General features: G+C 28.9%; 24 protein-coding genes. 6 read left to right on the top strand and 18 right to left on the bottom strand.

The genetic code is table 11. From position 1 onward, the window contains the following. The first annotated feature begins 4 nt into the window (after nucleotides 1–4). From CAMP5118_RS00325 to CAMP5118_RS00300, 6 genes are read left to right on the top strand one after another with little or no spacing between them, the layout of a single operon-like run. Complete coding sequence (locus CAMP5118_RS00325; protein WP_263708127.1) at nucleotides 5–916, top strand: AEC family transporter; 912 nt, start codon at nucleotides 5–7, stop codon at nucleotides 914–916. Between the two features lie 8 nt (nucleotides 917–924). Next, nucleotides 925–2673: a bifunctional anthranilate synthase component I family protein/class IV aminotransferase gene (locus CAMP5118_RS00320; protein ID WP_337216312.1), complete on the top strand. Its 1749-nt coding sequence runs from the start codon at nucleotides 925–927 to the stop codon at nucleotides 2671–2673. Further along, nucleotides 2670–3233, top strand: coding sequence for an anthranilate synthase component II (locus CAMP5118_RS00315; RefSeq protein WP_337216311.1), 564 nt, complete (start codon nucleotides 2670–2672; stop codon nucleotides 3231–3233). The genes CAMP5118_RS00320 and CAMP5118_RS00315 overlap by 4 nt, the downstream gene beginning before the upstream one ends. Before the next feature lie 44 nt (nucleotides 3234–3277). After that, nucleotides 3278–4534, top strand: coding sequence for a TolC family protein (locus CAMP5118_RS00310; protein WP_337216310.1), 1257 nt, complete (start codon nucleotides 3278–3280; stop codon nucleotides 4532–4534). Beyond that, nucleotides 4531–5271, top strand: a complete 741-nt coding sequence (locus CAMP5118_RS00305; protein ID WP_337216309.1) for an efflux RND transporter periplasmic adaptor subunit — start codon at nucleotides 4531–4533, stop codon at nucleotides 5269–5271. The genes CAMP5118_RS00310 and CAMP5118_RS00305 overlap by 4 nt, the downstream gene beginning before the upstream one ends. Nucleotides 5272–5273: 2 nt before the next feature. Beyond that, complete coding sequence (locus CAMP5118_RS00300) at nucleotides 5274–8288, top strand: efflux RND transporter permease subunit (protein WP_337216308.1); 3015 nt, start codon at nucleotides 5274–5276, stop codon at nucleotides 8286–8288. On the opposite strand, the gene CAMP5118_RS00295 is transcribed toward CAMP5118_RS00300, so the two are convergent. The 18 genes from CAMP5118_RS00295 to CAMP5118_RS00210 form a co-directional block, all read right to left on the bottom strand. Then, complete coding sequence (locus CAMP5118_RS00295) at nucleotides 8289–8618, bottom strand: Spx/MgsR family RNA polymerase-binding regulatory protein (protein WP_263668432.1); 330 nt, start codon at nucleotides 8616–8618, stop codon at nucleotides 8289–8291. Next, nucleotides 8612–9952 (bottom strand): class II 3-deoxy-7-phosphoheptulonate synthase, encoded by a 1341-nt coding sequence (locus CAMP5118_RS00290; protein WP_337216307.1) that lies wholly within the window; start codon nucleotides 9950–9952, stop codon nucleotides 8612–8614. The genes CAMP5118_RS00295 and CAMP5118_RS00290 overlap by 7 nt, the downstream gene beginning before the upstream one ends. A 52-nt stretch (nucleotides 9953–10004) precedes the next feature. Then, a complete protein-coding gene (locus tag CAMP5118_RS00285; protein ID WP_233431003.1) occupies nucleotides 10005–10358 on the bottom strand; it encodes a cupin domain-containing protein in 354 nt (117 codons plus the stop codon). A 2-nt stretch (nucleotides 10359–10360) separates the two neighbouring features. Next, entirely contained in the window at nucleotides 10361–10717 is a 357-nt protein-coding gene (gene rplS / locus CAMP5118_RS00280) for a 50S ribosomal protein L19 (RefSeq protein ID WP_012661698.1), read from the bottom strand. Between the two features lie 11 nt (nucleotides 10718–10728). Next, entirely contained in the window at nucleotides 10729–11433 is a 705-nt protein-coding gene (gene trmD, locus CAMP5118_RS00275) for a tRNA (guanosine(37)-N1)-methyltransferase TrmD (RefSeq protein WP_263678737.1), read from the bottom strand. Continuing rightward, nucleotides 11430–11954: a ribosome maturation factor RimM gene (rimM, locus tag CAMP5118_RS00270; RefSeq protein ID WP_337216306.1), complete on the bottom strand. Its 525-nt coding sequence runs from the start codon at nucleotides 11952–11954 to the stop codon at nucleotides 11430–11432. Before rimM ends, trmD begins: the two co-directional genes overlap by 4 nt. Beyond that, nucleotides 11944–12189, bottom strand: coding sequence for a KH domain-containing protein (locus tag CAMP5118_RS00265; RefSeq protein ID WP_012661701.1), 246 nt, complete (start codon nucleotides 12187–12189; stop codon nucleotides 11944–11946). Before CAMP5118_RS00265 ends, rimM begins: the two co-directional genes overlap by 11 nt. A 2-nt stretch (nucleotides 12190–12191) precedes the next feature. Continuing rightward, a complete protein-coding gene (gene rpsP, locus CAMP5118_RS00260) occupies nucleotides 12192–12419 on the bottom strand; it encodes a 30S ribosomal protein S16 (protein WP_012661702.1) in 228 nt (75 codons plus the stop codon). Nucleotides 12420–12490: 71 nt separating this feature from the next. Then, the gene (ffh, locus tag CAMP5118_RS00255; protein ID WP_263678739.1) at nucleotides 12491–13828 is read right to left on the bottom strand and encodes a signal recognition particle protein; all 1338 of its coding nucleotides are present in this window, start codon (nucleotides 13826–13828) and stop codon (nucleotides 12491–12493) included. Between the two features lie 64 nt (nucleotides 13829–13892). Continuing rightward, on the bottom strand, nucleotides 13893–14645 hold the full coding sequence (locus tag CAMP5118_RS00250) for a pseudouridine synthase family protein (protein WP_337216305.1): 753 nt from the start codon (nucleotides 14643–14645) through the stop codon (nucleotides 13893–13895). Continuing rightward, a complete protein-coding gene (waaA, locus tag CAMP5118_RS00245; RefSeq protein WP_337216304.1) occupies nucleotides 14626–15810 on the bottom strand; it encodes a lipid IV(A) 3-deoxy-D-manno-octulosonic acid transferase in 1185 nt (394 codons plus the stop codon). The genes CAMP5118_RS00250 and waaA overlap by 20 nt, the downstream gene beginning before the upstream one ends. Then, entirely contained in the window at nucleotides 15807–16526 is a 720-nt protein-coding gene (locus tag CAMP5118_RS00240; RefSeq protein ID WP_149062431.1) for a zinc ribbon domain-containing protein, read from the bottom strand. Before CAMP5118_RS00240 ends, waaA begins: the two co-directional genes overlap by 4 nt. A gap of 11 nt (nucleotides 16527–16537) precedes the next feature. Then, the gene (locus CAMP5118_RS00235; protein ID WP_337216303.1) at nucleotides 16538–17263 is read right to left on the bottom strand and encodes a Nif3-like dinuclear metal center hexameric protein; all 726 of its coding nucleotides are present in this window, start codon (nucleotides 17261–17263) and stop codon (nucleotides 16538–16540) included. Next, nucleotides 17253–18113, bottom strand: coding sequence for a glycine--tRNA ligase subunit alpha (gene glyQ, locus CAMP5118_RS00230; protein WP_337216302.1), 861 nt, complete (start codon nucleotides 18111–18113; stop codon nucleotides 17253–17255). Before glyQ ends, CAMP5118_RS00235 begins: the two co-directional genes overlap by 11 nt. Further along, entirely contained in the window at nucleotides 18110–18616 is a 507-nt protein-coding gene (locus CAMP5118_RS00225) for a DUF3972 domain-containing protein (protein ID WP_039668539.1), read from the bottom strand. The genes glyQ and CAMP5118_RS00225 overlap by 4 nt, the downstream gene beginning before the upstream one ends. Before the next feature lie 9 nt (nucleotides 18617–18625). After that, nucleotides 18626–19120, bottom strand: a complete 495-nt coding sequence (gene purE / locus CAMP5118_RS00220; RefSeq protein WP_263663130.1) for a 5-(carboxyamino)imidazole ribonucleotide mutase — start codon at nucleotides 19118–19120, stop codon at nucleotides 18626–18628. Continuing rightward, a complete protein-coding gene (locus CAMP5118_RS00215) occupies nucleotides 19117–20373 on the bottom strand; it encodes a peptidase U32 family protein (protein ID WP_263678745.1) in 1257 nt (418 codons plus the stop codon). Before CAMP5118_RS00215 ends, purE begins: the two co-directional genes overlap by 4 nt. Further along, nucleotides 20370–21077 carry a protein phosphatase CheZ gene (locus CAMP5118_RS00210; RefSeq protein ID WP_263678746.1) on the bottom strand — a complete coding sequence of 236 codons (708 nt, stop codon included), beginning with the start codon at nucleotides 21075–21077 and terminating at the stop codon, nucleotides 20370–20372. Before CAMP5118_RS00210 ends, CAMP5118_RS00215 begins: the two co-directional genes overlap by 4 nt. Between the last annotated feature and the right edge of the window lie 24 nt (nucleotides 21078–21101).

Below are 21101 nucleotides of genomic sequence, written 5' to 3'. Positions count from 1 at the left end.
TAAAATGTATATTTTTTCTTCCTTATTTAGTATATTTTGTTTGCTTTTTGGTGGATATTTTGCTAAAAAAATCAAAATTTTAAAACAAAAACAAGCGCGTGCTTTTTTAGATTTTGCTATTATTTTTGCATTGCCTTGCTTGATTTTTGAGCGTGCTTATCATTTAAATTTTGATTTTTCTTTGATTGTTATTATATTGCTTGGGTTGGGCTGTGCTATTTTTTCAGCATTATGTTGTGTATTTTTAGCTCTTTGTTTTAAATTTAGCAAAAGCACTCTTGTAAGTATTTTTTTACTTTCTAGCTTTGGAAATACTTTATTTGTAGGTATACCTATTATTAGTGGAATTTATCAAGATCCTCATTTTTTGGGAGAGATTATCCTTTATGATGCTCTTGCTACTTCTTTGCCAGTGGCGCTGCTTGCTCCCTTTATCATATCTTTAGCTAGTGAGCAAAAGGTAAGCTTTTTACAAAATCTTAAAAAAGTTTTTACTTTTCCACCTTTTGTTGCTTTGATTTTAGGACTTTGTTTTAAGTTTGCTACACTTCCTGATTTTATCTTTGAACCTTTGCGTATGCTTGGAGCTAGTGCCACACCTATAGCGCTTTTTGCCATAGGTTTAAATTTAGGCTTTTTAAGTATAAAAACTTCCTATAAAGCAACTATAATAGTCATTTTTGGCAAAATGATACTCACACCTTTAATCTTTTTAGTACTTTTAAAGCTTTTAAATTTCAAATTAAATCCTAGCTCTATCATCGCTTTACTTGAATCAGCTATGCCTACTATGACAATGGTTGCAGCTATGATTATGAAAGCAAAACTTGATACGAATTTAGCGGTTAGTTCTGTGGCTTTTGGTATAGTTTTTGCCTTTATTTCTTTACCTATTTGGGTATATTTTCTAAGCTAAGGATATCAATGGCATTTGTTATATTTGGAAAATATCTTTATGATGATCTTGCCTTTACCCTCAAAGCCTATACTCAAAAAGAAAGCAAAAAAGCTTTTAAAACCATAGAAAAATATAAAAGTCAATATTATTTTTTAGGTTATATCCAATATGAATTTTATAAATATCTAGAAGATAAAAATTATAAAAGCAAAGAACCTTTTTTATATTTTTTTGCTTTTAAAACAAGAAAAATCTTTACAAGTGAAGAAAAAAATTTAGACTTTTATCCAAGTTTTTCATCCAATTTAAACCAAGAAAAGTATTTTGAAAGTTTTAACAAAGTTAAAGATGCTATAGCTAAAGGTCAAAGTTATCAAGTTAATCTCACTCAAGAATTACATTTACAATCAAATCTTAATTTATACGAGAGTTTTTTAAGCCTTTATCCTAAGCAAAATACCCCTTATAAAGCTTATATGAAAAATGAATTTTTAGAACTAGCTTCATTTTCACCTGAGCTTTTTTTTAAAATCAAAAATAAAAAAATCATCACAAAACCCATGAAAGGTACAATCAAACGCTCAAATAATCCAAAAGAAGATGAAAATCTAAAAAACTTTTTAAAATGCGATGAAAAAACCATTAGCGAAAATGTAATGATAGTTGATTTATTACGCAATGATATTTCAAAACTCATCAAAAAACATTCTTTAAAATGCGAACTTTTTAAGGTTAAAACCTACCCTACCTTACACCAACTTATTTCAAAAATAAGAGGAAAATTAAAGCAAGAAAATGATTATTTTAAAATTTTCAAAGCCCTTTTTCCATGTGGATCCATCACAGGTGCACCCAAAATAGAAACTATTAAACTCATAGAAAATTTAGAGCAAAGAAAACGTGGAATTTACTGTGGTGCAATAGGTTTAATCCATAAAAACAAAGCAAAATTTAGCGTAGCTATACGCACTTTAGAGAAAAAAAATAATGATGATTTTTTAAGATATGGTGTGGGAAGTGGGCTTGTGTGGGACTCACAAAAGCAAGATGAATTTGAAGAATTAAAACTAAAAAGCAAAATTTTAGAACCTAACTTTTATTTATTTGAAACAATGTATTATAAAAATCATTCTATTTTATTTTTCAAAGAACACTTACAAAGAATTTTAAGCTCAGCTAAATTTTTTGGCTTTGATACTCAAAGATTAATACATGATTTTAAAAATATACTAGAGAGTAAAGATAAAAAATTCCATTTTAAATCTTTACAAAATTTTAATAATTTTGTTTTCAATCATCATCATTTTTTTACAAAAAGTAATTTTACTCAAAAAGGCTCAAAAGCTATTAAATTAAAACTTTTCAAAAATGGCCTTTATGAGTTTGATTTTAGCAATATACAAGAAAATTCAAGCAAAAAACTACTCATAAGTAAAGATATCGTAAAAGTAAATCTTTTAACACACCATAAAACTTCTCTGCGTAGTTTATATGAAGCAAATTCTCATCTATGGAAAGAAAATATTTGCTATGACATAGTTTTTTTTAATGAGCAAGGCATACTTTGTGAGGGTTCAAGAACTAATATTATCATAAATTTAAATGATGAGTATTTTACTCCTTATGCCAAAAACTGCCTCAATGGCATTTATAGACAAGCACTCTTAAAACACAAGCTCATCAAAGAAAAAGATATCACTAAAGATGCGCTTTTAAATGCTAAAGAAATTTATGCTATTAATTCTTTAAGAGGCTTAAAAAGGGTGTTTTTGTGAGAGTTTTGATTATAGATAATTATGATTCTTTTACCTACACTATAGCCTTTTATTTAAAAGAATTAAATATTACTTATAAAATCATCAAAAACGATAAATTTAAAAACCCAAAAAAGCTTAAAAAATATGATTTTACCCATCTTTTAATCTCCCCTGGACCAAATTCTCCAAAAGAATCAAAGCTAAGCTTAAAAGCTATAAAATATTTTAAAAAAGATAAAAAAATTCTTGGAATTTGTCTAGGACACCAATGCATAGCACATGTTTTTGATGGTAAAATTTCTAAACTTCCAAATCCGACTCATGGTAAGGTAAAAACTATAAAATTTAAACCAAATCCACTTTTTAAAAATCTTAAGCAAAATTTTAAAATTTGTTTATATCACTCTCTTTATGTTAGCCATATAGGTAAAAAATGTGAAATTTTAGCCCATAGTGAAGATAATGTCATCATGGCTTTAAAACATAAAAAATACGACATTTATGGAATCCAATTTCATCCTGAAGCCATACTAAGTCAAAATGGTAAAAAGCTACTTAAAAATTTTTTTGCTTTATAATTACTTTAAGTTATATTTTCTATAATAAAATAAAAAGTTTAAAAATGAAAATTTTATATTTACTTTTCTTGCCTTTATTTTTACTAGCTAATAATCTTAAAGAATTTATAGATTTAAGTTTAAACAATGAAAATTACTTACAAAAGCAACTTCAATTTTCAAAAAGTATTTTAGAACAAGAAAACGTGCAAAATGCTTATTTGCCAAGTTTACATTTAGGTGTTTCTTATCTTGGCTCAAACAAAGATCGCTTTATCATAGAACCTCAAGAAAGTCTAATGAGTACTCTTTCGCTTAAATTTTTACTTTTTGATGGGGGTAATAGAGAAGCAAAAATCGCTAGCATGCAAAGTCTAAAACAACTTGCTCATCTTGAAAAAGAAAACATGGCAAATTATATGGCGCTTAGTGCTAGTGTTTTGTATTTTAATTATCTTAGTTTAGAAAGTATTATAGCAAGTGATAAACAAAAAGAAATCACTCTGCAAAATCAACTCAAGCGCTTAGAAAATTTTTACCAAGCTGGACTTGCTAGCCAAAGTGAGCTTGAGAGCATAAGAGCAAAATTTGAGTTAAGCTCTTATGAATTGGCTCAAAATGAATTAAAACTATATGAATTAAAAAATGAAATTTATAATCTTAGCAAAACGCATTTTACACCTTCTTTTCAAAATATTTTACAAGAACCAAGTGCAGAAAAAAACAAAAGCTATGAAATAGCCCTTATGCAAGAAAAATTAAATTTAGAAAATTTAAAAATAGACTCTGCTAGAGCTGAGTTATTTCCAAAAATATTTTTACAAAATAGTTTTAGTTTTTATGATATGAACTATAATCCTAAATTACCACATGAGCTAAAATCAACAAGCGAAAGCTTTTTAAAAGAACATGGACAAAGCAATCGTTTTATTTTAGCTTTTGAGTGGAAAATTTTTGATTTTGGTGCTAATCAAAAAGCCTTAGAAGCTCAAAAATATACAAGTAAAATCACTCAATTAGAGCTTGAAAAAACTAAAAGAAAAGTAAATATAGAACTAGATAATCTTTTACAAGAAATTGAAATTTCTAAAGTTAAAATAAAAGCATTAAATGCAAGTTTCAAAGCAGCTAATTTAGCTTTTGAGGCCATTGAGAAAAAATACATTGCAGGACTTTGCTCATATGTAGAATACCTAAATGCATTAGAATTAAAATACAAAAGTCAAAGTCAGCTTGAACTAGCTAAAAATGAATATGAAATCACGAAAGCAAGGTATTATTTTACAGCTGGAATTGATATAAAAACAAAGGTTTTAGAATGAAATTAGTATTTTTAATTTTATTTTCTCTACTCACTTTAAAAGCTGAAGAAATTTATGCTAGTTTTGATGTGCTTGCACAAAATCAATCAAAATTATCCTTGCAAAGCGCTGGTATAGTTAAGGCAATTTATGTGAATGTTAATGATAAGGTAAAAAAAGATCAAGTTTTACTTAAACTTGAAGATTCTAGCGAGCAAATAGCCTTAAAATTAGCACAAAATGAATACAAACTTGCCACTCTTGCACTAGAACATGCTAAAAGTTCTTTAGAAAAATTTAAAAAGGTACAAGAAGTTGTAGATAAGCAAAGTTATGAAAATGTTTTATTTGAGTTTCAAAAAGCACAAAGCTTGCAACAAAAAGCCTTTTTAAATATACAACATTACAAAGACTTAATTGATAAAAAAACTCTAAAAGCACCTTATGATGGGATTATTTCTAACAAATATATCGACATAGGCGATGGAGCTAGGGGAATTTCTCATGTTTTATTTGATTTTTTTTCTTATCCAAAAGTAAAATTGCTTTTAAGTTTTGATGAGAAATTTAAAGATAAGGTAAAAATTGATGATATTTTTATTTATAAAATAGACTCAAATGAAAAAGAATACCAAGGCAAAATCACACTTATTTATCCAAGTATAGACATAAAAACACGAAAAATTTATGCAGAAGTTGAGGCCTTAAACTTTACTCCAGGTTCTTTTGGAGAAGGAAAAATCATCACCAAGGATTAATCTTGTATCGTTTTGCTATTAATAATCCTATTGCTGTTTTGATGTTTTTTATCGCTTTAGTGATTTTTGGTATTTTTTCTATTTTTAGTATGCCCATTAATCTTTATCCAAAAGTAGATATTCCTTTGATTAAAATCACCACAACCGCTAATGGGGATTTAAAATTCATAGAATCTAAAATAACCAAAGAAATAGAAAATGCAATTTCAGATGTACAGGGGATAAAAAATATCAATTCTACAAGTTATAATAATTTTTCTATTTCTGTTGTTGAATTTGAACTAGGCAAAAACTTAGAAGTAGCTGCAAATGATATTAGAGATAAACTTAATACTATTAATCTTCCAGCAAAGCCAACCTTAGAAAAAATATCCCCTGATGCAGGATCTGTTGTATCATTATTTTTAAGTTCCAAAGATCATTTAAAACTTATGCGTAAGATTGACAATGATATAAAACCATTTTTACAAAAAATTTCAGGAGTTGGAACGATCAATGATATAGCCTTTTTAAAACCACAAGTTCAAATCAAACTCCTGCCTAATGCCTTGCAAAAATACCACATTAATGCACTTGATGTAGCTAAAATCATCCAAAGTCATAATTTTAAACAATATCTAGGTGAGTTTGAAAATTCAAAAGATAATTTCACCATCAAAGGATATTTTGAAGCACAAAATTTAAAAGAGTTAGAAAATATACGCATTTTTAGTGGAATATTTTTAAAAGATATAGCAAATATTAGCTATGGCTTAGAAGATCAAAAGCAGTTTGCAATACTTGATACAAAAGATGGGGTATTACTTGAGCTTAATAAAATTTCTGGTTATAACTCCTTAAAAGTTATAGAAAATATCAAAAATTCTTTAAAAACATTACAAACAATAGCAGGCAATGAGGTAGAAATTAAAATAGTTTATGATAAAAGCCAAAACATCTTAAAACATATCAATCAGGTTATTTTTGATATGGTTTTTGGCGTGATTTTAACACTTTTAATAGTGTATGTATTTTTAAGAAATATCAGCGCGACTATTTTAGCTTTTATTGTTTTACCAACTTCAATTATTTCTAGTTTTTTTCTCATTAATCTTTTAGGTTATGATATTAATCGCTTAACCATCATAGCTCTTACTTTAAGTATAGGAATTTTTATAGATGATGCTATAGTCATCATTGAAAGTATAGCCAAAAAAGCAAAAACACTCCCTCCTTTACAAGCTTCATTTGAAGGGATCAAAGAAATAGGCTTTAGTGTCTTAAGCATTAGTGCAGTTTTATTATGCGTGTTTATACCTATTGCTTATATGAATTCAGTTCCTGGTTTATTTTTTAATGTATTAGCTACTAGCGTTGCTTCTGGTGTGATTATAAGCTATCTTGTAAGTGTATTTTTAATACCTACCTTAAGTGCTAGATTTTTAAATACTAGCGAAAGCACATTTTATAAAAAAAGTGAATTTTTATTTATAAAACTTGACTTATTTTATGAAAAGCTACTTTATAAAGTTTTAGCTAATAAAATTAAATTTATCCTATCAACGCTTGTTGTAATTATTTTATGTTTTTCTTTAGCTCCTAAAATAGGCTTAGATTTTCTACCTATAGAAGAAGATAGTGAAATACAAGTTTTATTAGAAAGCAAAAACGACTTATCTTTAGAAGCTATGAAAGAAAAAAGTTTAAAAGTATATGAAAATATAAAGCAAGATCCAAGTGTTGCTTATGCATATTTACTTATAGGATACAATGACGCAAAAGAAATTAAAAAAGCAAAAATTTATGTAAAATTAAAATCTTTAAATGAAAGAAAATTCAGACAACCTAAGCTTATTAGCCTTTTTCAAGAAAAATTAAACTCCTATGAAGACTTAAAGATAAAAGTTTTAGAACTCCCTAAAATAGAAGGAGCAGGTATTGAAGATCCAGTTCAAATTCAAATTTTAGGTGATGATTTAAAGCTAATAAAAGAAGCTATTAATAGAATGAAAGAAGTGTTTTCAAAACACGAAGGCTTTGTTGCTATAGATGATAATGAAGGGGATTTAAAAGAAGAAATTGCTATTAATATCAATAGAGAAAAAGCTGCCAAACTTGGTATTAACCCTCAAGAACTTGCTTATGTCTTGGCTTATTCCTTTGGAAATTTAAGCGTTGGAAATATGGATTATAAAAATTTTAAAGATGAAATTATCCTTAGCTTTGATGAAGCTTTTAAGCAAAATCCAACTAGTTTAGAGCTAATAGAACTTAACAATCATAACAATGAAAGTATAAAACTTACTAGTATTGCTAGCTTTTCTTATAAAAAAGATCTTTCTTTAATTAACAGACACAATAAAACTACTAGTATAAAACTCACTTCAAGCATAGAAAACATTTCTTTGGGTGAAGTAAGAAAAATTTTTGAGTCCAATTTAGCTTATATTTTAGGAAAAAACAACCTATCTTTTGCTTATTCTGGTTTTTTGGACTTTTTAGATGATACCATTAGTGGATTTTTGTTTTCTATATCTTTGGGAATGATTTTGATTTATTTAATCCTTGCTTCTTTGTATTCAAGTTTAATACTTCCTTTAATCATCATGATAAGCATGCCTTTGGCTTTTGGTGGAGCTTGTTTTGGAATTTTTATCACAGGAAATCACTTTTCTTTATTTGTACTTGTGGCTATTATTTTGCTTTTTGGAATGGTAGGAAAAAATGCTATATTATTAGTAGATGTAGCTAATAAAAAATGCGATGAAGGTATGGAAGTAGAAAAAGCACTAATTTATGCAGGAAAAAGTCGTTTAAGAGCCATTTTAATGACAACTTTTGCGATGATTTTTTCCATGCTTCCACTAGCACTTTCAAGGGGTTCTGGTTTTGAAGGAAATTCTCCTATGGCCATTGCTATTATATTTGGTCTTATTAGTTCAACCTTACTTACACTTTTAGTAGTGCCAGCTTTATTTAAATTTGTTCATAATTTAGATGTGAAAATTAAAAAAATCTACCAAAGAGAGAAAATTTAATTAAAAACTCTCATATTCTTTAGCTATAAAAACTTCATCATCTTTTACAATTAATGGGCGTTTTATGAGTGTTGGACTTTCTAAAATCATTGCTTTAATTTCATCTTGGTTTAAATTTTGAAGTTTTTCTTTATTTAAGCCTAATTTTCTAGCACTCATACCCGCTGTATTTACAAGCTCTAAAACACTTCTTTTACTAAGCCAAAAATCTAAAGTTTCCTCATCTAGCTTTTTAATATCTAAAAATTCAAATTCAATTTGCTTAGAATTTAAATAATCCATAGCTTTTTTAACACTATTGCAATTTTTAATACCATAAAATTTTAACATTTTCTTGCCTTTTTAACTAAGTCTGCTATGATAAATGCTAATTCTAAAGCTTGATCAGCATTTAATCTTGGATCACATTGTGTTTCATAACGTTTAGAAAGTTCTTCTTGAGTGATATTTAAAAAACCTCCTACACATTCTGTTACATTTTGCCCTGTCATTTCCAAATGTACCCCACCAGGATACACTCCCTCACTCATAGCTATTTCAAAAAACGCACGCACTTCTTGAATGATTTTATCAAATTCTCTTGTTTTAAAATTACCTGATTTAACTGTGTTTGCATGCATAGGATCTATGCTATAAAGTATATTAAATCCTTCTTGTTTTAACTCTTTAAATAATTTTGGCAAGGCATTTTCTATCTTATCACATCCCATACGAATAATGAAATTTAATCTTCCTGCTTCATTATGCGGATTTAAAATACTTACTAACTTTTTAATCTCATCTAAATCATAATTAGCACTAAGCTTAACACCAAGTGGATTTTTCACTCCACTTAAAAAATGCACATGTGCTTCATCTGCTTTTCTAGTACGCTCACCTATCCAAAGCATATGTGCTGAACAATCATAAATTTCCCCGCTTAAACTATCTACCCTAGTTAAAGCCTCTTCATAAGGTAAAAGCAAGGCTTCATGAGAAGTATAAAAGGCTGTTTGAGAAAGATTTGGAGTATCAGTGATACCACAAGCTTGCATAAAAGCTAAGGCTTGAGTGATTTTTTCACTAAGTTCATCATATTTTCTCCCAAGCTCTGCCTTTTTTAAAAAACCCAAATTCCACTTATGCACTACTCTTAAATCCGCTAAACCACCTCTTGAAAAAGCTCTTAATAAATTTAAAGTTGTAGCACTTTGATAATACGCTTCTAGCATTCTTTTAGGATCAGCTATTCTTGATTTTTCATTAAATTCAAAACCATTGATAATATCCCCACGATAACTTGGAAGCTTTACTCCTTCAATTTCTTCAAAATCACTACTTCTTGGCTTTGCAAACTGCCCTGCAACACGCCCTACTTTAACTATAGGGCAAGATCCTGCAAAAGTAAGCACTATAGCCATTTGAAGCATAACTTTGAACATATCTCTTATATTATCAGCGCCAAAATTTACAAAACTCTCCGCACAATCTCCTCCTTGGAGTAAAAATGCTTGAGAATTTACAACCTTAGCAAGGGATTTTTTTAATTTATCCACCTCGCCTGCAAAAACAAGCGGTGGTAATTTTTCTAATTTTTTAACAACTTCTTGCAATTCATTTTCATCAGGATATTGCGGTTGTTGCTGAATTTTATAATTTTTCCAAGAATCTTTAGTCCATTTCATAGCTTAACTTCCTCATTTTAGTAAGCTAAAATTATACAAAATGAGGCTTAAATTAAGATTTTAAAACACTTTCAACACGTTCAAGACTATCTTGCTTATACAAAGTTAAGCGTACTATAGAATCTTCTAGCGCTAAAAGATTATGAATCTCATGAGCTTTTAAACTTATACTATCTAGCGTTTTAAGTAGAATTTGTTGATTTAAAACTCCAAAATCAATGGAGCCTTTTAACACTTGTATGGTAATATCAAAAGGTGCTTTATGATCTTTCATAAAGCTATCTTTTGACATAGTTATGCAGATTTCTTTGGCATAAGCATTTTCTATTTTCTTAGATATATTTATGCCATTTTGAATTTCTTGTTCCCAGGAAATTACTTCATATATTTGAGTTCTAAATTTCACTTTTATTTTTTAAGTTCTTTAATACGAGCAGCCTTACCTCTTCTATCTCTTAGGTAGAATAATCTAGCACGGCGTACACGACCTCTTCTTAATACTGTAATACTTTCTAAACTTTCACTATAAATAGGGAAAATTCTTTCAACGCCTACATTGTTAGCACCAATTTTACGTACGATGAAAGTTTCATCTACACCATTTCCTCTACGTGCTATACAAATACCTTCAAAATTTTGAATTCTTGTTTTATCGCCTTCTTTAATGCGAATAGCAAGTCTTAAAGTATCTCCAGCACGAAATTCTGGAACATTTTTACCTTCAATTTGTTTTTGCTCAAATTGCTCAATGTATTTATTTTTCATAACGATATTCCTTAAAATTTGCGTTCATGCTTTTGATACAAATCAGGACGAAAATATTTCGTTTTGCAAGACGCCAAAGTAGTTTTTAAAGCTGTGATTTTAGCGTGATTTCCCTTTAAAAACTCTGAAGGCACATAAAATTTTTTATTTTCCTTTTCAAAAATAAAAGGCTTAGAAAACGATGGGGCTTCTAATAAGTCATTTTCAAAACTTTCTTCACTTAAGCTTTCGCTATTTCCAAGAACATCTTGAATATTTCTGCTAATAGCATCACACATCACCAAAGACGCTAACTCTCCACCTGTAAGTATAAAATCACCTATAGAAAATACCTCATTAGCAAATTCTTCCACAATGCGCTCATCCAAACCCTCATATCTACTACTTACAAAGCAAACATGATCTTTCTTACTTAATCTTTTAGCATCAGCTTGTTTAAAAGTCTTAGCGCAAGGCAAAAGAAAAACAAAATGAACATTTTTATCTTGCTTTTTAATATGCCTTAAGCAATCATACAAAGGCTGAGCTTGCAACAAAAGCCCTGCGCCTCCTCCTATTTTATAATCATCTACTTTAAAGTGCTTGTTTGTGGTAAAACTTCTAGGATTAACAAAAGCAAATTCTAATATCCCTTTTTCTTTTGCCCTTGCTAAAATAGAAGTTTGAAAATAAGGCTCAATAAGCTCTGGGAATAAACTTACAAAAGTATATTTCATGAATTTTCTAAAATATCTAAAGCAGATTGCGTGAATATTTTTTTATTTTCTACATCAACTTTTTGAATATATTTATTAACATAAGGAATATAAAAGTTTTTAACCTTTGTCTGTAGTTTTTCATCACATTTTATACAAAATAAAAATCCTGCTCCATTTTCTAAAATGTCTTCAACTACACCTAATTTTTGCTCATTTTCAATAATATCACATCCAATTATATCAAAATAAAAATACTCATCTTTTTTTAATTTACAAATTTCTTTTGTAGCTTCAATAGTTTGAAAAAGAGTAATATTAGTTAAGGTTTTGGCAGCTTCAACACTCTCAAAACCTTCAAATAGAACTAAAGATCTAGTTTTATCAAAAGCCTTTATGGTGTAAATTTTTTGATTAATATCAAAAAATTTAGCACCTATTTTAAACTGCTCATAAAAATCACTAAGATTATGTAATTTTACATAACCTTTTAAACCAACACTTTTCCCAAGTTTAGCAACTTGGATCAAATCATTCTTCAATGGCTTTTACCGTTATACGATATGAAGTTGCATCTTTAACTTTGTAAGCCATAATGACTGTTTTTATTGCGTTGATTAATTTTCCATTTTTTCCGATCAACTTACCAGTATCAGATGGATCGACATAAATGATAATTTCAGCAAAATTATTTTCTAAATTTTGTCTTTGTATATCAACTTTTTCAGGAAAATCAACAATTAATTTTGCGTATTCTCTTAAAAAATTCTCAACCATTTTTATTTGCTTGTAATAGCTGCTACTCTATCGCTTAATTTAGCACCTACGCTTTTCCAATAAGCTAAACGCTCAGCATCAAATTTTACCACTTCAGGTTCAACCATAGGATTGTAATATCCAATGCTTTCTATCCAGCTACCATCGCGTCTTTTTCTACTATCAGTTACAACTATACGATAAAATGGTCTTTTTTTACGTCCCATTTTTGTAAGTCTGATTACTGTCATTTTAATACTCCTAAAAAAATTAAAATTTTGTTATAGATATTTTAACTCATATATCCATAAAAAAGCTTTAATTATTGCGGTCTTTTAGCTTGCTGCAACATATTCATAAAGTTTTCCATTCCTTTTTTGTTTGAAAATTTCTTTGCCAACTTAGCTGCATTACTAAATTGTTTTAAAAAGCGATTTACTTCCATTTGAGATAAACCAGCACCCTCTGCAATACGACGCTTTCTTGCGTTATTTAACAAATCAGGATTTTCTCTTTCTTTTGGTGTCATTGATGAAATCATTGCCTTAATATGAATAATTTCTTTAGAATTATCCAAATCAATATCTTTAATATTTGCTGCCATAGATGATAAACCAGGTATCATACCAATGATTGATTTCATACTACCAAGTTTTTTAACACTTTCCATTTGATTTAAAAAGTCATTAAAATTAAATTCACCTTTTTTAATTTTCTTATTAAGTTTTTTTGCTTCTTTTTCATCAATAATGGTTGCAGTTTTTTCAGCCAAAGTCGCTAAATCACCCTCGCCCATGATACGATTAACAATTCTATCAGGGATAAATACTTCTAAATCAGCTACTTTCTCACCAACACCAATAAATCTTAAAGGTACACCAATTTGTTTTGCTATGCCTAGCGCAACACCACCTTTAGTATCTGCATCAAATTTACTTAAAATAACCCCTGTAATTTCTAAAGCCTCATTAAAACTACTTGCTGTTTTAACTCCATCTTGACCACTCATAGCATCAGCTACATAAAATACTTCATCAGGATTTAAAATAGCTTTTACATCTTTAAGCTCATTCATCAAAGCCGTATCAATTGCTAAACGGCCGGCAGTATCTACAAGCAAAACATCATACATAGAATTTTTTGCTTTTTCCAAAGCTTGTTTAGCAACATTTAAAGGATTGCTTTCATTTTCTATGAAAAATAAATCAAGCTCATTAGCTTGAGTGAGTTGTCTTAGCTGTTCTACTGCAGCTAATCTTTGCAAATCACATGCAGCAATTAGTACTTTTTTATTTCTTAACTTTAAATAATTAGCAATTTTTACCGTAGTAGTAGTTTTACCACCACCTTGTAAACCACACATCAAAACAACCGTAGGTGGCTTACTAGCAAATACAAAACCTTGATTTTTACCTTTAACACTAAGAATTTCTTCTAAATTTTTCTTAATTGAGTCTAAAAATTGTTTTTGACCTATACCATTAATTTTTACATCATTTTCTACTAAAGTAAGTAATTCTTTAGTAACTTTATGATGTACATCTGCTTTTAAAAGGGCTTTTTTTAAAGTGTCAAGAGCATTTTTTAAAGCTTTTTCATCATCAACAAAACGAAGTTTATTAACTGCGGATTTAAATGACTCACTAACTATTTCAAACACTTTATTTTCCCTTTATTAAAATTTTAAAAAGCTAAATTATAAACCCTTTTAGCTTTAAACGCCTTTAAAAATTTAAATTTTTTATTTCAAAACCATAAGTATTGAAGCTCTCATCAAGTAAGGCTTTAAATTGATAATCAAAAATATGCGTTTCATATGAATGCAAATACATTCTAGAAGAGCTAATTTTTGCATATTTTTCATCACCTATAATACCATGTTTTATATGATTTAAATGCACTCTAATTTGATGTGTTCTACCTGTTTTAATGACTGCTTTTATTAAGGTTTTTTTAGCATTTACCATTAAAGGTATAACCTGAGTATGAGCTTCTAAGCCAAATTTATCGATTTTACTAAAAGCTCCGGATTTATTTTTTATAGTAGTTATTTTTTCACAAATTTCAAGTTCTTCAGCAATCACTCCATCAACAATAGCTAAATAACTTTTATAAACATTTTGTTTTTTGTATTCTTGAATGCATTTTAGTCTAAATTCCTCATCTTTACTTAAAAGTAAAACTCCACTTGTTTCCTTATCAAGTCTATTGATTAATTTAGCATTATAAATACCTTCTAAATTCTCACTAATCTCTCCATAAGGCTTATTTAAAGCTATGATTTTATCATCTTCAAAAAGTATTTTTGCTTTTTTTATTTTTTGCACAACAAATCTTGTTTTAGAACTCATTAAAGCTCTAGCTATAACAACCTTTTTACCCATAGCAAAAACACAGCCTTTGTCAATCAAATCCTTTGCTGTGTTATTAGAAATTTTTTCTTGCATTGCAAGCAATTTATAAGCTTTTTCTTGCATCTAAACCTTCTTTTATGCTTAATATAATTTCATTTAAATCACTTTGTTCTTTAAGTTGTGCTTGTGGTAATTTTTGCTTTAAAAAAACATTTATATCTTTTGCACTCTCACAAATATACAAACCATCAACTTCTTGATATAAACTTTCTTGATTAAAATAATATTTCCCTGAGATAATAACATTATTCCATCTAGCTGCCTCTATAGGATTATGCCCACCTATATTATCTACAAAAGAGCCGCATAAAAAAACCACATCACTAATCTTATAAAAACTTTCTAGCTCACCTAAAGTATCTAGCAACAAACATTTGGCATTAAAAAAATTTGCAAAATTATTTTCGCTTAAAGTAAAGTCTGAAAATTTTTGCATATTATAGTGGTTTTTTTGACAAAAATCTTTTAAAATTCCCTCAACCTCGCCAAAACGCTCTGGATGTCTTGGGGCGATAATCAATTTATCGTTTTCTTCTAAATTAATTTCATTAAGTAATAATCGTTCTTCATTTTCATGTGTACTAGCAAATATAATAATCCTAACTTTGGGCTTGGAATAGTTTTTCACTTGTTCTTGTTTTATATTAGCTTTGATATTTTTATATGCTATAACATTTTTAGCGCCCAAGCATTCTAATCTTTCTTTGTCTTTTTGACTTTGTGCAAACACAACATCAATATATTTAAAAATCAAACGATAAAAAAAGCTAAAACGCTTATAGTTTTTTAAAGATCTATCGCTAATTCTAGCATTTAATAAAACAACTTTTGCATTATAAAATTTAGCCATAAACACAAGCATAAGCCAAAGCTCTGCTTCAAAAATAACCAAAACTTTACAAGGTCTCATCCAAAAAGGTACAAAAATCTCAAAAGGGAAAAAATTTACTTTTTTAGAATATTTTAAAGCTTCACTAAAACCAGTTTGAGTTATGGTTGAAATTTTACAAGCTGGAAAAAGTTTTATTAAAGGAATAAGGCTTTTAATTTCACCAAAAGAACAAGCATGAAAATACACATCACCTTGTTTTTGCCTTAAATTTTTGTAAAGAAAGAATCTTGATTTTAATGATATTTTATACTTTTCCTTACAAAAACTTAAAATCAATAAAAAAGGAGCTGCAATTATATATATAATCACAGCAAAAATATAATAAAAAAAAATCAATTTTGATTTTCTTCTTTTTCTTTGTATAAAATTCTTCCACAATGTGGGCAAGTTATGATTTCATCACCTTTTAAAACAGCCAAATAAGTTTTATCATAAATTCTCATAAAACAGCCATAACAAGCATGTTTTTTTACAGGAACTACTGCAGTATTTCCCGCCCATTTTCTAATTTTTTCATAAAAAGTTAAAACTTTTTGATTTATTTCACCTACTAATTTTACCTTTTTATCATAAATTTGTAATCTTTCTTTTTCAATATCCACTAAAACAGTTTTAGTTTGAGCATCGATTTGATCCACTTCATTTTCAAGTTCGCTTCTTTTAGCTTGCAATTCTTGTATAAACTTTTCTTTATTTTCTAAAATTTTATCCAATCTTTCAATTTCTTCATTTGCTGCATCAAGTTGTTCTTTGGCTATATCCTCTTCAATTTTTAAAGCATTTGCTTCTTTTTCAGTTTTTACTGCTGCACTTTTTTTGGCTATTTCTTTTATTTTTACACCAAATTCTGCAATATGATTGTTGTTTTGAATTTTTTGATTTTCTATATCTTTAATATCTTTCTCAAAACCTGCAATTTCTTCTTCTGTTTTATCAAGTAAATTGCGTTTTTCTTTTAAATCTTTTGTAGCATCTTCTACTTTATTTGCAAAACCATCAAGTTCTTTATCAATTTGCGATAAAGCTATAAGTTGTTCTAAATATTTACTCATTGAAATTTTCCTTAAAAATATTGAAATGGATTTTTTGAAACTGATATTATAACTTCTAAATGAAATTTTTGCAAATCTTTTGCTAAAATTTTACCAAAACAAGATTCGCTTTCATAGTGTCCTATATCAATCAAACTAAGTTTATTATGATAACTTTCCAAAGCTTGATGATATTTAAAATCTCCACTTAAAAAGCAATCTGCCTTAATACTAGAAATTAAATCTCCTCCACTGCCTGTACATATTGCTAAAGTTTTAATTTTCTCATTACCTGCATTTACAACTCTTATACAATCAAGCTTTAAACTTTTTTTCACATGATTAATTAAATCACTAAATTTAAAATCAACATCACAATAAATTAAAAACTCATTTTGTTCTTTAATCTTAAAACCTAAAATTTCACGAGCAAAATAAGCATTTAAATGACTTAAGTCAAAATTCGTGTGCATAGCAATTAAAGCTATGTTTTTTTGTATCATTTTAGTAAGAATATTTTGCGGATAAAACACCCCGCTTAAGTTTTTTAAACCTTTAAAAATCAAAGGATGATGAACTATAAAAAGTGAATTTTCACGTGCATTTTCAATTAAATGCATATCCACATCAAGAGCAAGATAAATTTGATTTATTTCTTGATCTAAAGTTCCAAGTAATAGGCCACTATTATCCCATGAACTTTGCGTACTAAATGGGCTAATAGTATTCAAATAATCATAAATTTCTTTAATTTTCATCTAAACTTTCTTTATACACCAAAGCACAATTTTTAGATAATTCTCTAATTTTAAGCATAAAGTCTTGTCTTTGAGTTACTGAAATAGCTCCTCTTGCATCAAGCAAATTAAAAGTGTGCGCTGCTAACATACAATAATCATACGCGGGTAAAGCAAGCTTTGCTTCTAATGCATTCTTACACTCATTATAGGCATTTTCAAATTGCACATTTAAAGTTTTAACATCACTTACTTCAAAATTATATTTACTAAATTCAAACTCACCTTGCTTATGAACATCTTTATAAGTAATTTTTTCACCGTTAAATTCATTCCAAACTATGTCATATACATTATCTACATCTTGCAAATACATTGCGAGTCTTTCTAAGCCATAGGTAATTTCAGCACTTACTAAATCTACGCTTATACCGCCAACTTGTTGAAAATAAGTAAATTGTGTTACTTCCATGCCATCAAGCCAAACTTCCCAACCCAGACCCCAAGCACCTAAACTTGGACTCTCCCAGTTATCCTCAACAAAACGAATATCATGTGATTTTAAATCAAAACCTAAATTTTCTAAACTTTTTAAATATAATTCTTGGATGTTATCAGGGCTTGGTTTAATCAAAACTTGAAATTGATAATAAGCACCTAGTCTATTAGGATTTTCACCATATCTTCCATCAGTTGGTCTTCTACTTGGTGCTACATAAGCAGCTGCCCAAGGTTTTTTACCCAAACTTCTTAAAAAAGTTGCAGGGTGAAAAGTCCCTGCACCTGATGGAAAATCATAAGGTTGCATAATGGTACAACCTTGTTTTTGCCAAAATTCTTGTAAGTTTAATATCATTTGAGAAAAAGTCATTTTTCTTCCTTTATTTCTTCTGGCTTTTCAGGTGAATTTGCATATAACTCTACTGTTTTATTCCACATCATTTTATATTTTCTTTTTAGAAATTCCACTTCATTGCGCGCATATTTGAGTTGCTCGTTAAGATTTTCTATGGTTTTTCTATCTTCATCATAAAGTTCTTGCATAGAATAAAGAGCATCTTTTAAAAATTTATTCTCACCCTTTAAAGCTTCTAAGGTCTCATCTTTAGCATCAAGAACTTTTTCGTGTAAGTTTAAAATAGTTCCTATGGTTTTTTCTACAAAACTTTCTCCTGCTAAAGTCATAGAATTTACCATAGCAGGTTGCTTTGAGCTTGTTGGAACCACACTAAATGTTCCTTGATTAGCCTCAATATAAATTTCACCCTCTTCTTCTTTGAAATTTAAAGCACCATTTGCCATCATTCCTTTTACAACATCTTCAGATAAATGCACTAATTGACAAAATTCTTTTAACTTCAAGTAAGTTTGCATAAATACTCCTTAAAGAAAAACTTCAATTGTACTAGAATCTTGAATTAATTTTTCTTGTTGTTTTTTTCTATCTTCTAATAATTTTTGTGCTAAAGATTCATCCTCTATAGCTAAAATTTGTACAGCTAAATAAGCTGCATTAATAGCCCCTGCTTTACCTATAGCCAAAGTTGCGACAGGAATTCCACTTGGCATTTGCACAGTAGAAAATAAAGAGTCCATACTTGCTAAATTACTTCCTGGCATAGGTATGCCTAAAACAGGTTTTGTTGTATGTGCTGCAACAGCTCCTGCTAAATGTGCTGCCATACCTGCTGCTGCAATAAATACTTTTGCACCTTTTTCTTCGGCATTTTTGATGTATTCTTGGGTTCTTTGAGGACTTCTGTGTGCTGAAGTGATTAAAATTTCATATTTAACATCAAATTTTTCCAAAATTCCCAAAGCTTCTTTCACTACATCATAATCACTCTTACTTCCCATCAATATAGAAACAAATTTCATTCAACACTCCTTCTTAAAAAGCTAAATTCTGGAAGCTTAAACGGTAAAGTAATTTCATTTTCATTACCACTATGAATTTCACTAAATTCTTTATTATTTTTGGCCAATAATTGCTTAAAAACTATAAATTTCTTACCATCATTTTCATAGATTAAACCTAGTTTATTTTCTCCTAATTCTATATTAGAATTAACCGGAGCTAAAATTTCATACTCTTTGTTTAATTCTATCTTGCCTTTACATTTAAAAAACTCACCATCTTCACTAATAGCATGCACTTGATGAGTTCCTTCTTCTATGCTTGTATTGTGATTAATAGAGTCGGTTTTTTCATAAGCTCTTGAGACTAAATATCCATCCGTAAAGCCTCTGTGTTTTAAAGTATGGATTTCTTTTTCATATTTAGCAGCATCAAAAGTGTCTTCCAATACATCTTGCACTGCCATTTTATATGTTCTTGTAGTTAAAGCTACATAATACTCACTTTTTGTTCTTCCTTCTATTTTAAAAGCATGAATACAATTTTCTTGCATAATCTTTTGAATATATGAGCTTAAATTTAAATCTTTAGAATTAAATACATGTGTGCCATTTTCATCTTCTTCTAATCTAAAAAGTGTATTTGTCTCTGGATTTTTCGCATAAAGCTCATAATTAAATCTACAATCATTTGCGCAAGAACCACGATTGCTCATGCGTCCACTTTGTACTGAGCTTATTAAACATCTACCAGAATATGCAAAGCACATAGAGCCATGCACAAAACTTTCAAGCTCGATATCACAATTGTTTTTCAAATCTTTTGCATCTTTTAAGCCAAGCTCTCTTGCTATAACAACACGCTTAGCTCCCATGTCTTTATAGACTTGAGCGTCTAAATAGTTTAAAATATTAGCTTGAGTGGATACATGAAGATTGATTTCAGGTGCAAGTTCTTTAACTAAACGCATAGCACCTACAGAAGCTACTATAAAAGCATCAGGTTTCATTTCTTTTAATTTTAAAATATGCCTTTTTAAACCTTCAATTTGTGAACTAAAATGAAAACCATTAATGGTTACATAAATTTTTTTTCCTCTTGTATGAGTATAATCAATAGCCTCTTTAAAAGTTTCATAATTGAAATCTCTAGCAGTTCTTGCTCTTAATGAAAAATTACTCACTCCCGCATAAACAGCATCAGCTCCATAAGCCAACGCTATTTTTAATTTTGTAAAATTTCCCACAGGAGCTACTATTTCAGGAATAATCATTTTTTGCCTAAACTTGCGATTAATGCCTCAATATCATCATTGCTTACAACATCTGCAGTTGTATCTCCTTCGATATGCACAGCAGATCCCACGCGTTTTTCATCATCAATTTTACCTTCAAATAAACTACTCATATATCTACTTAAAGCTCTCATAACATTAATAACACGTTCGATTTTTTGACGGTGAATATCTTGGTATTGCATAGCATCCATTGCCATCATAACTTCATCTTGTCCAGTTTGCAAACAACCCGTGATTTCATCTATAATATTTTTAGCATTATTGTTAGTTTCTATGGCTTCTTTAAAGCTTACAACATTAGGAAATTTTGCATTTAGCTTTTCAAAAATTTCTATATTTTTATTCAGAGCATCACTAATTACACAAAGCTCATTTTCTGAATTTGCAAAGAAATCATTAATAATTTCTAACTTTTCCATCATTTCAGTAGCTTTGATTTCACTATCTCTTGTAACATCATCAAGCTGATGCACAACTTTATGTTCTTTGCTAGGTGGTGGTGGTGGCCATGCCATATCTGCTCTTGCTTTATAATCACCATTAATCATTGCATCAACAATTTGTTTATTTTTTTCCTCATCTTCATACTCTGTTTCAGGCTTTGTTTCTGTTTCTTCTACAGAATCAAGATCTAAATCTTCAGTGCTATTCATTAAAGCATCTAATTCTTCTTGAGTCATTTTTACACCTTTTTAATATAAAAA

This window comes from Campylobacter sp. LMG 7929 (assembly GCF_024723595.1).
Lineage (GTDB): Bacteria > Campylobacterota > Campylobacteria > Campylobacterales > Campylobacteraceae > Campylobacter_D.
This window is presented reverse-complemented; position numbering and strand designations above follow the sequence as displayed.

Coding starts and splice junctions, on each gene's coding strand:
- CAMP5118_RS00325 (WP_263708127.1), top strand. CDS start 5: ATGTATATTTTTTCTTCCTTATTTAGTATATTTTGTTTGCTTTTTGGT.
- CAMP5118_RS00320 (WP_337216312.1), top strand. CDS start 925: ATGGCATTTGTTATATTTGGAAAATATCTTTATGATGATCTTGCCTTT.
- CAMP5118_RS00295 (WP_263668432.1), bottom strand. CDS start 8,618: ATGTTAAAATTTTATGGTATTAAAAATTGCAATAGTGTTAAAAAAGCT.
- CAMP5118_RS00290 (WP_337216307.1), bottom strand. CDS start 9,952: ATGAAATGGACTAAAGATTCTTGGAAAAATTATAAAATTCAGCAACAA.
- CAMP5118_RS00225 (WP_039668539.1), bottom strand. CDS start 18,616: ATGCAAACTTACTTGAAGTTAAAAGAATTTTGTCAATTAGTGCATTTA.
- glyQ (WP_337216302.1), bottom strand. CDS start 18,113: ATGACTTTTTCTCAAATGATATTAAACTTACAAGAATTTTGGCAAAAA.
- CAMP5118_RS00210 (WP_263678746.1), bottom strand. CDS start 21,077: ATGACTCAAGAAGAATTAGATGCTTTAATGAATAGCACTGAAGATTTA.
- trmD (WP_263678737.1), bottom strand. CDS start 11,433: ATGAAATATACTTTTGTAAGTTTATTCCCAGAGCTTATTGAGCCTTAT.
- CAMP5118_RS00235 (WP_337216303.1), bottom strand. CDS start 17,263: ATGAAAATTAAAGAAATTTATGATTATTTGAATACTATTAGCCCATTT.
- CAMP5118_RS00215 (WP_263678745.1), bottom strand. CDS start 20,373: ATGATTATTCCTGAAATAGTAGCTCCTGTGGGAAATTTTACAAAATTA.
- CAMP5118_RS00265 (WP_012661701.1), bottom strand. CDS start 12,189: ATGGTTGAGAATTTTTTAAGAGAATACGCAAAATTAATTGTTGATTTT.
- CAMP5118_RS00250 (WP_337216305.1), bottom strand. CDS start 14,645: ATGCAAGAAAAAGCTTATAAATTGCTTGCAATGCAAGAAAAAATTTCT.
- CAMP5118_RS00240 (WP_149062431.1), bottom strand. CDS start 16,526: ATGAGTAAATATTTAGAACAACTTATAGCTTTATCGCAAATTGATAAA.
- CAMP5118_RS00305 (WP_337216309.1), top strand. CDS start 4,531: ATGAAATTAGTATTTTTAATTTTATTTTCTCTACTCACTTTAAAAGCT.
- rpsP (WP_012661702.1), bottom strand. CDS start 12,419: ATGACAGTAATCAGACTTACAAAAATGGGACGTAAAAAAAGACCATTT.
- purE (WP_263663130.1), bottom strand. CDS start 19,120: ATGAAATTTGTTTCTATATTGATGGGAAGTAAGAGTGATTATGATGTA.
- CAMP5118_RS00310 (WP_337216310.1), top strand. CDS start 3,278: ATGAAAATTTTATATTTACTTTTCTTGCCTTTATTTTTACTAGCTAAT.
- rplS (WP_012661698.1), bottom strand. CDS start 10,717: ATGAAAAATAAATACATTGAGCAATTTGAGCAAAAACAAATTGAAGGT.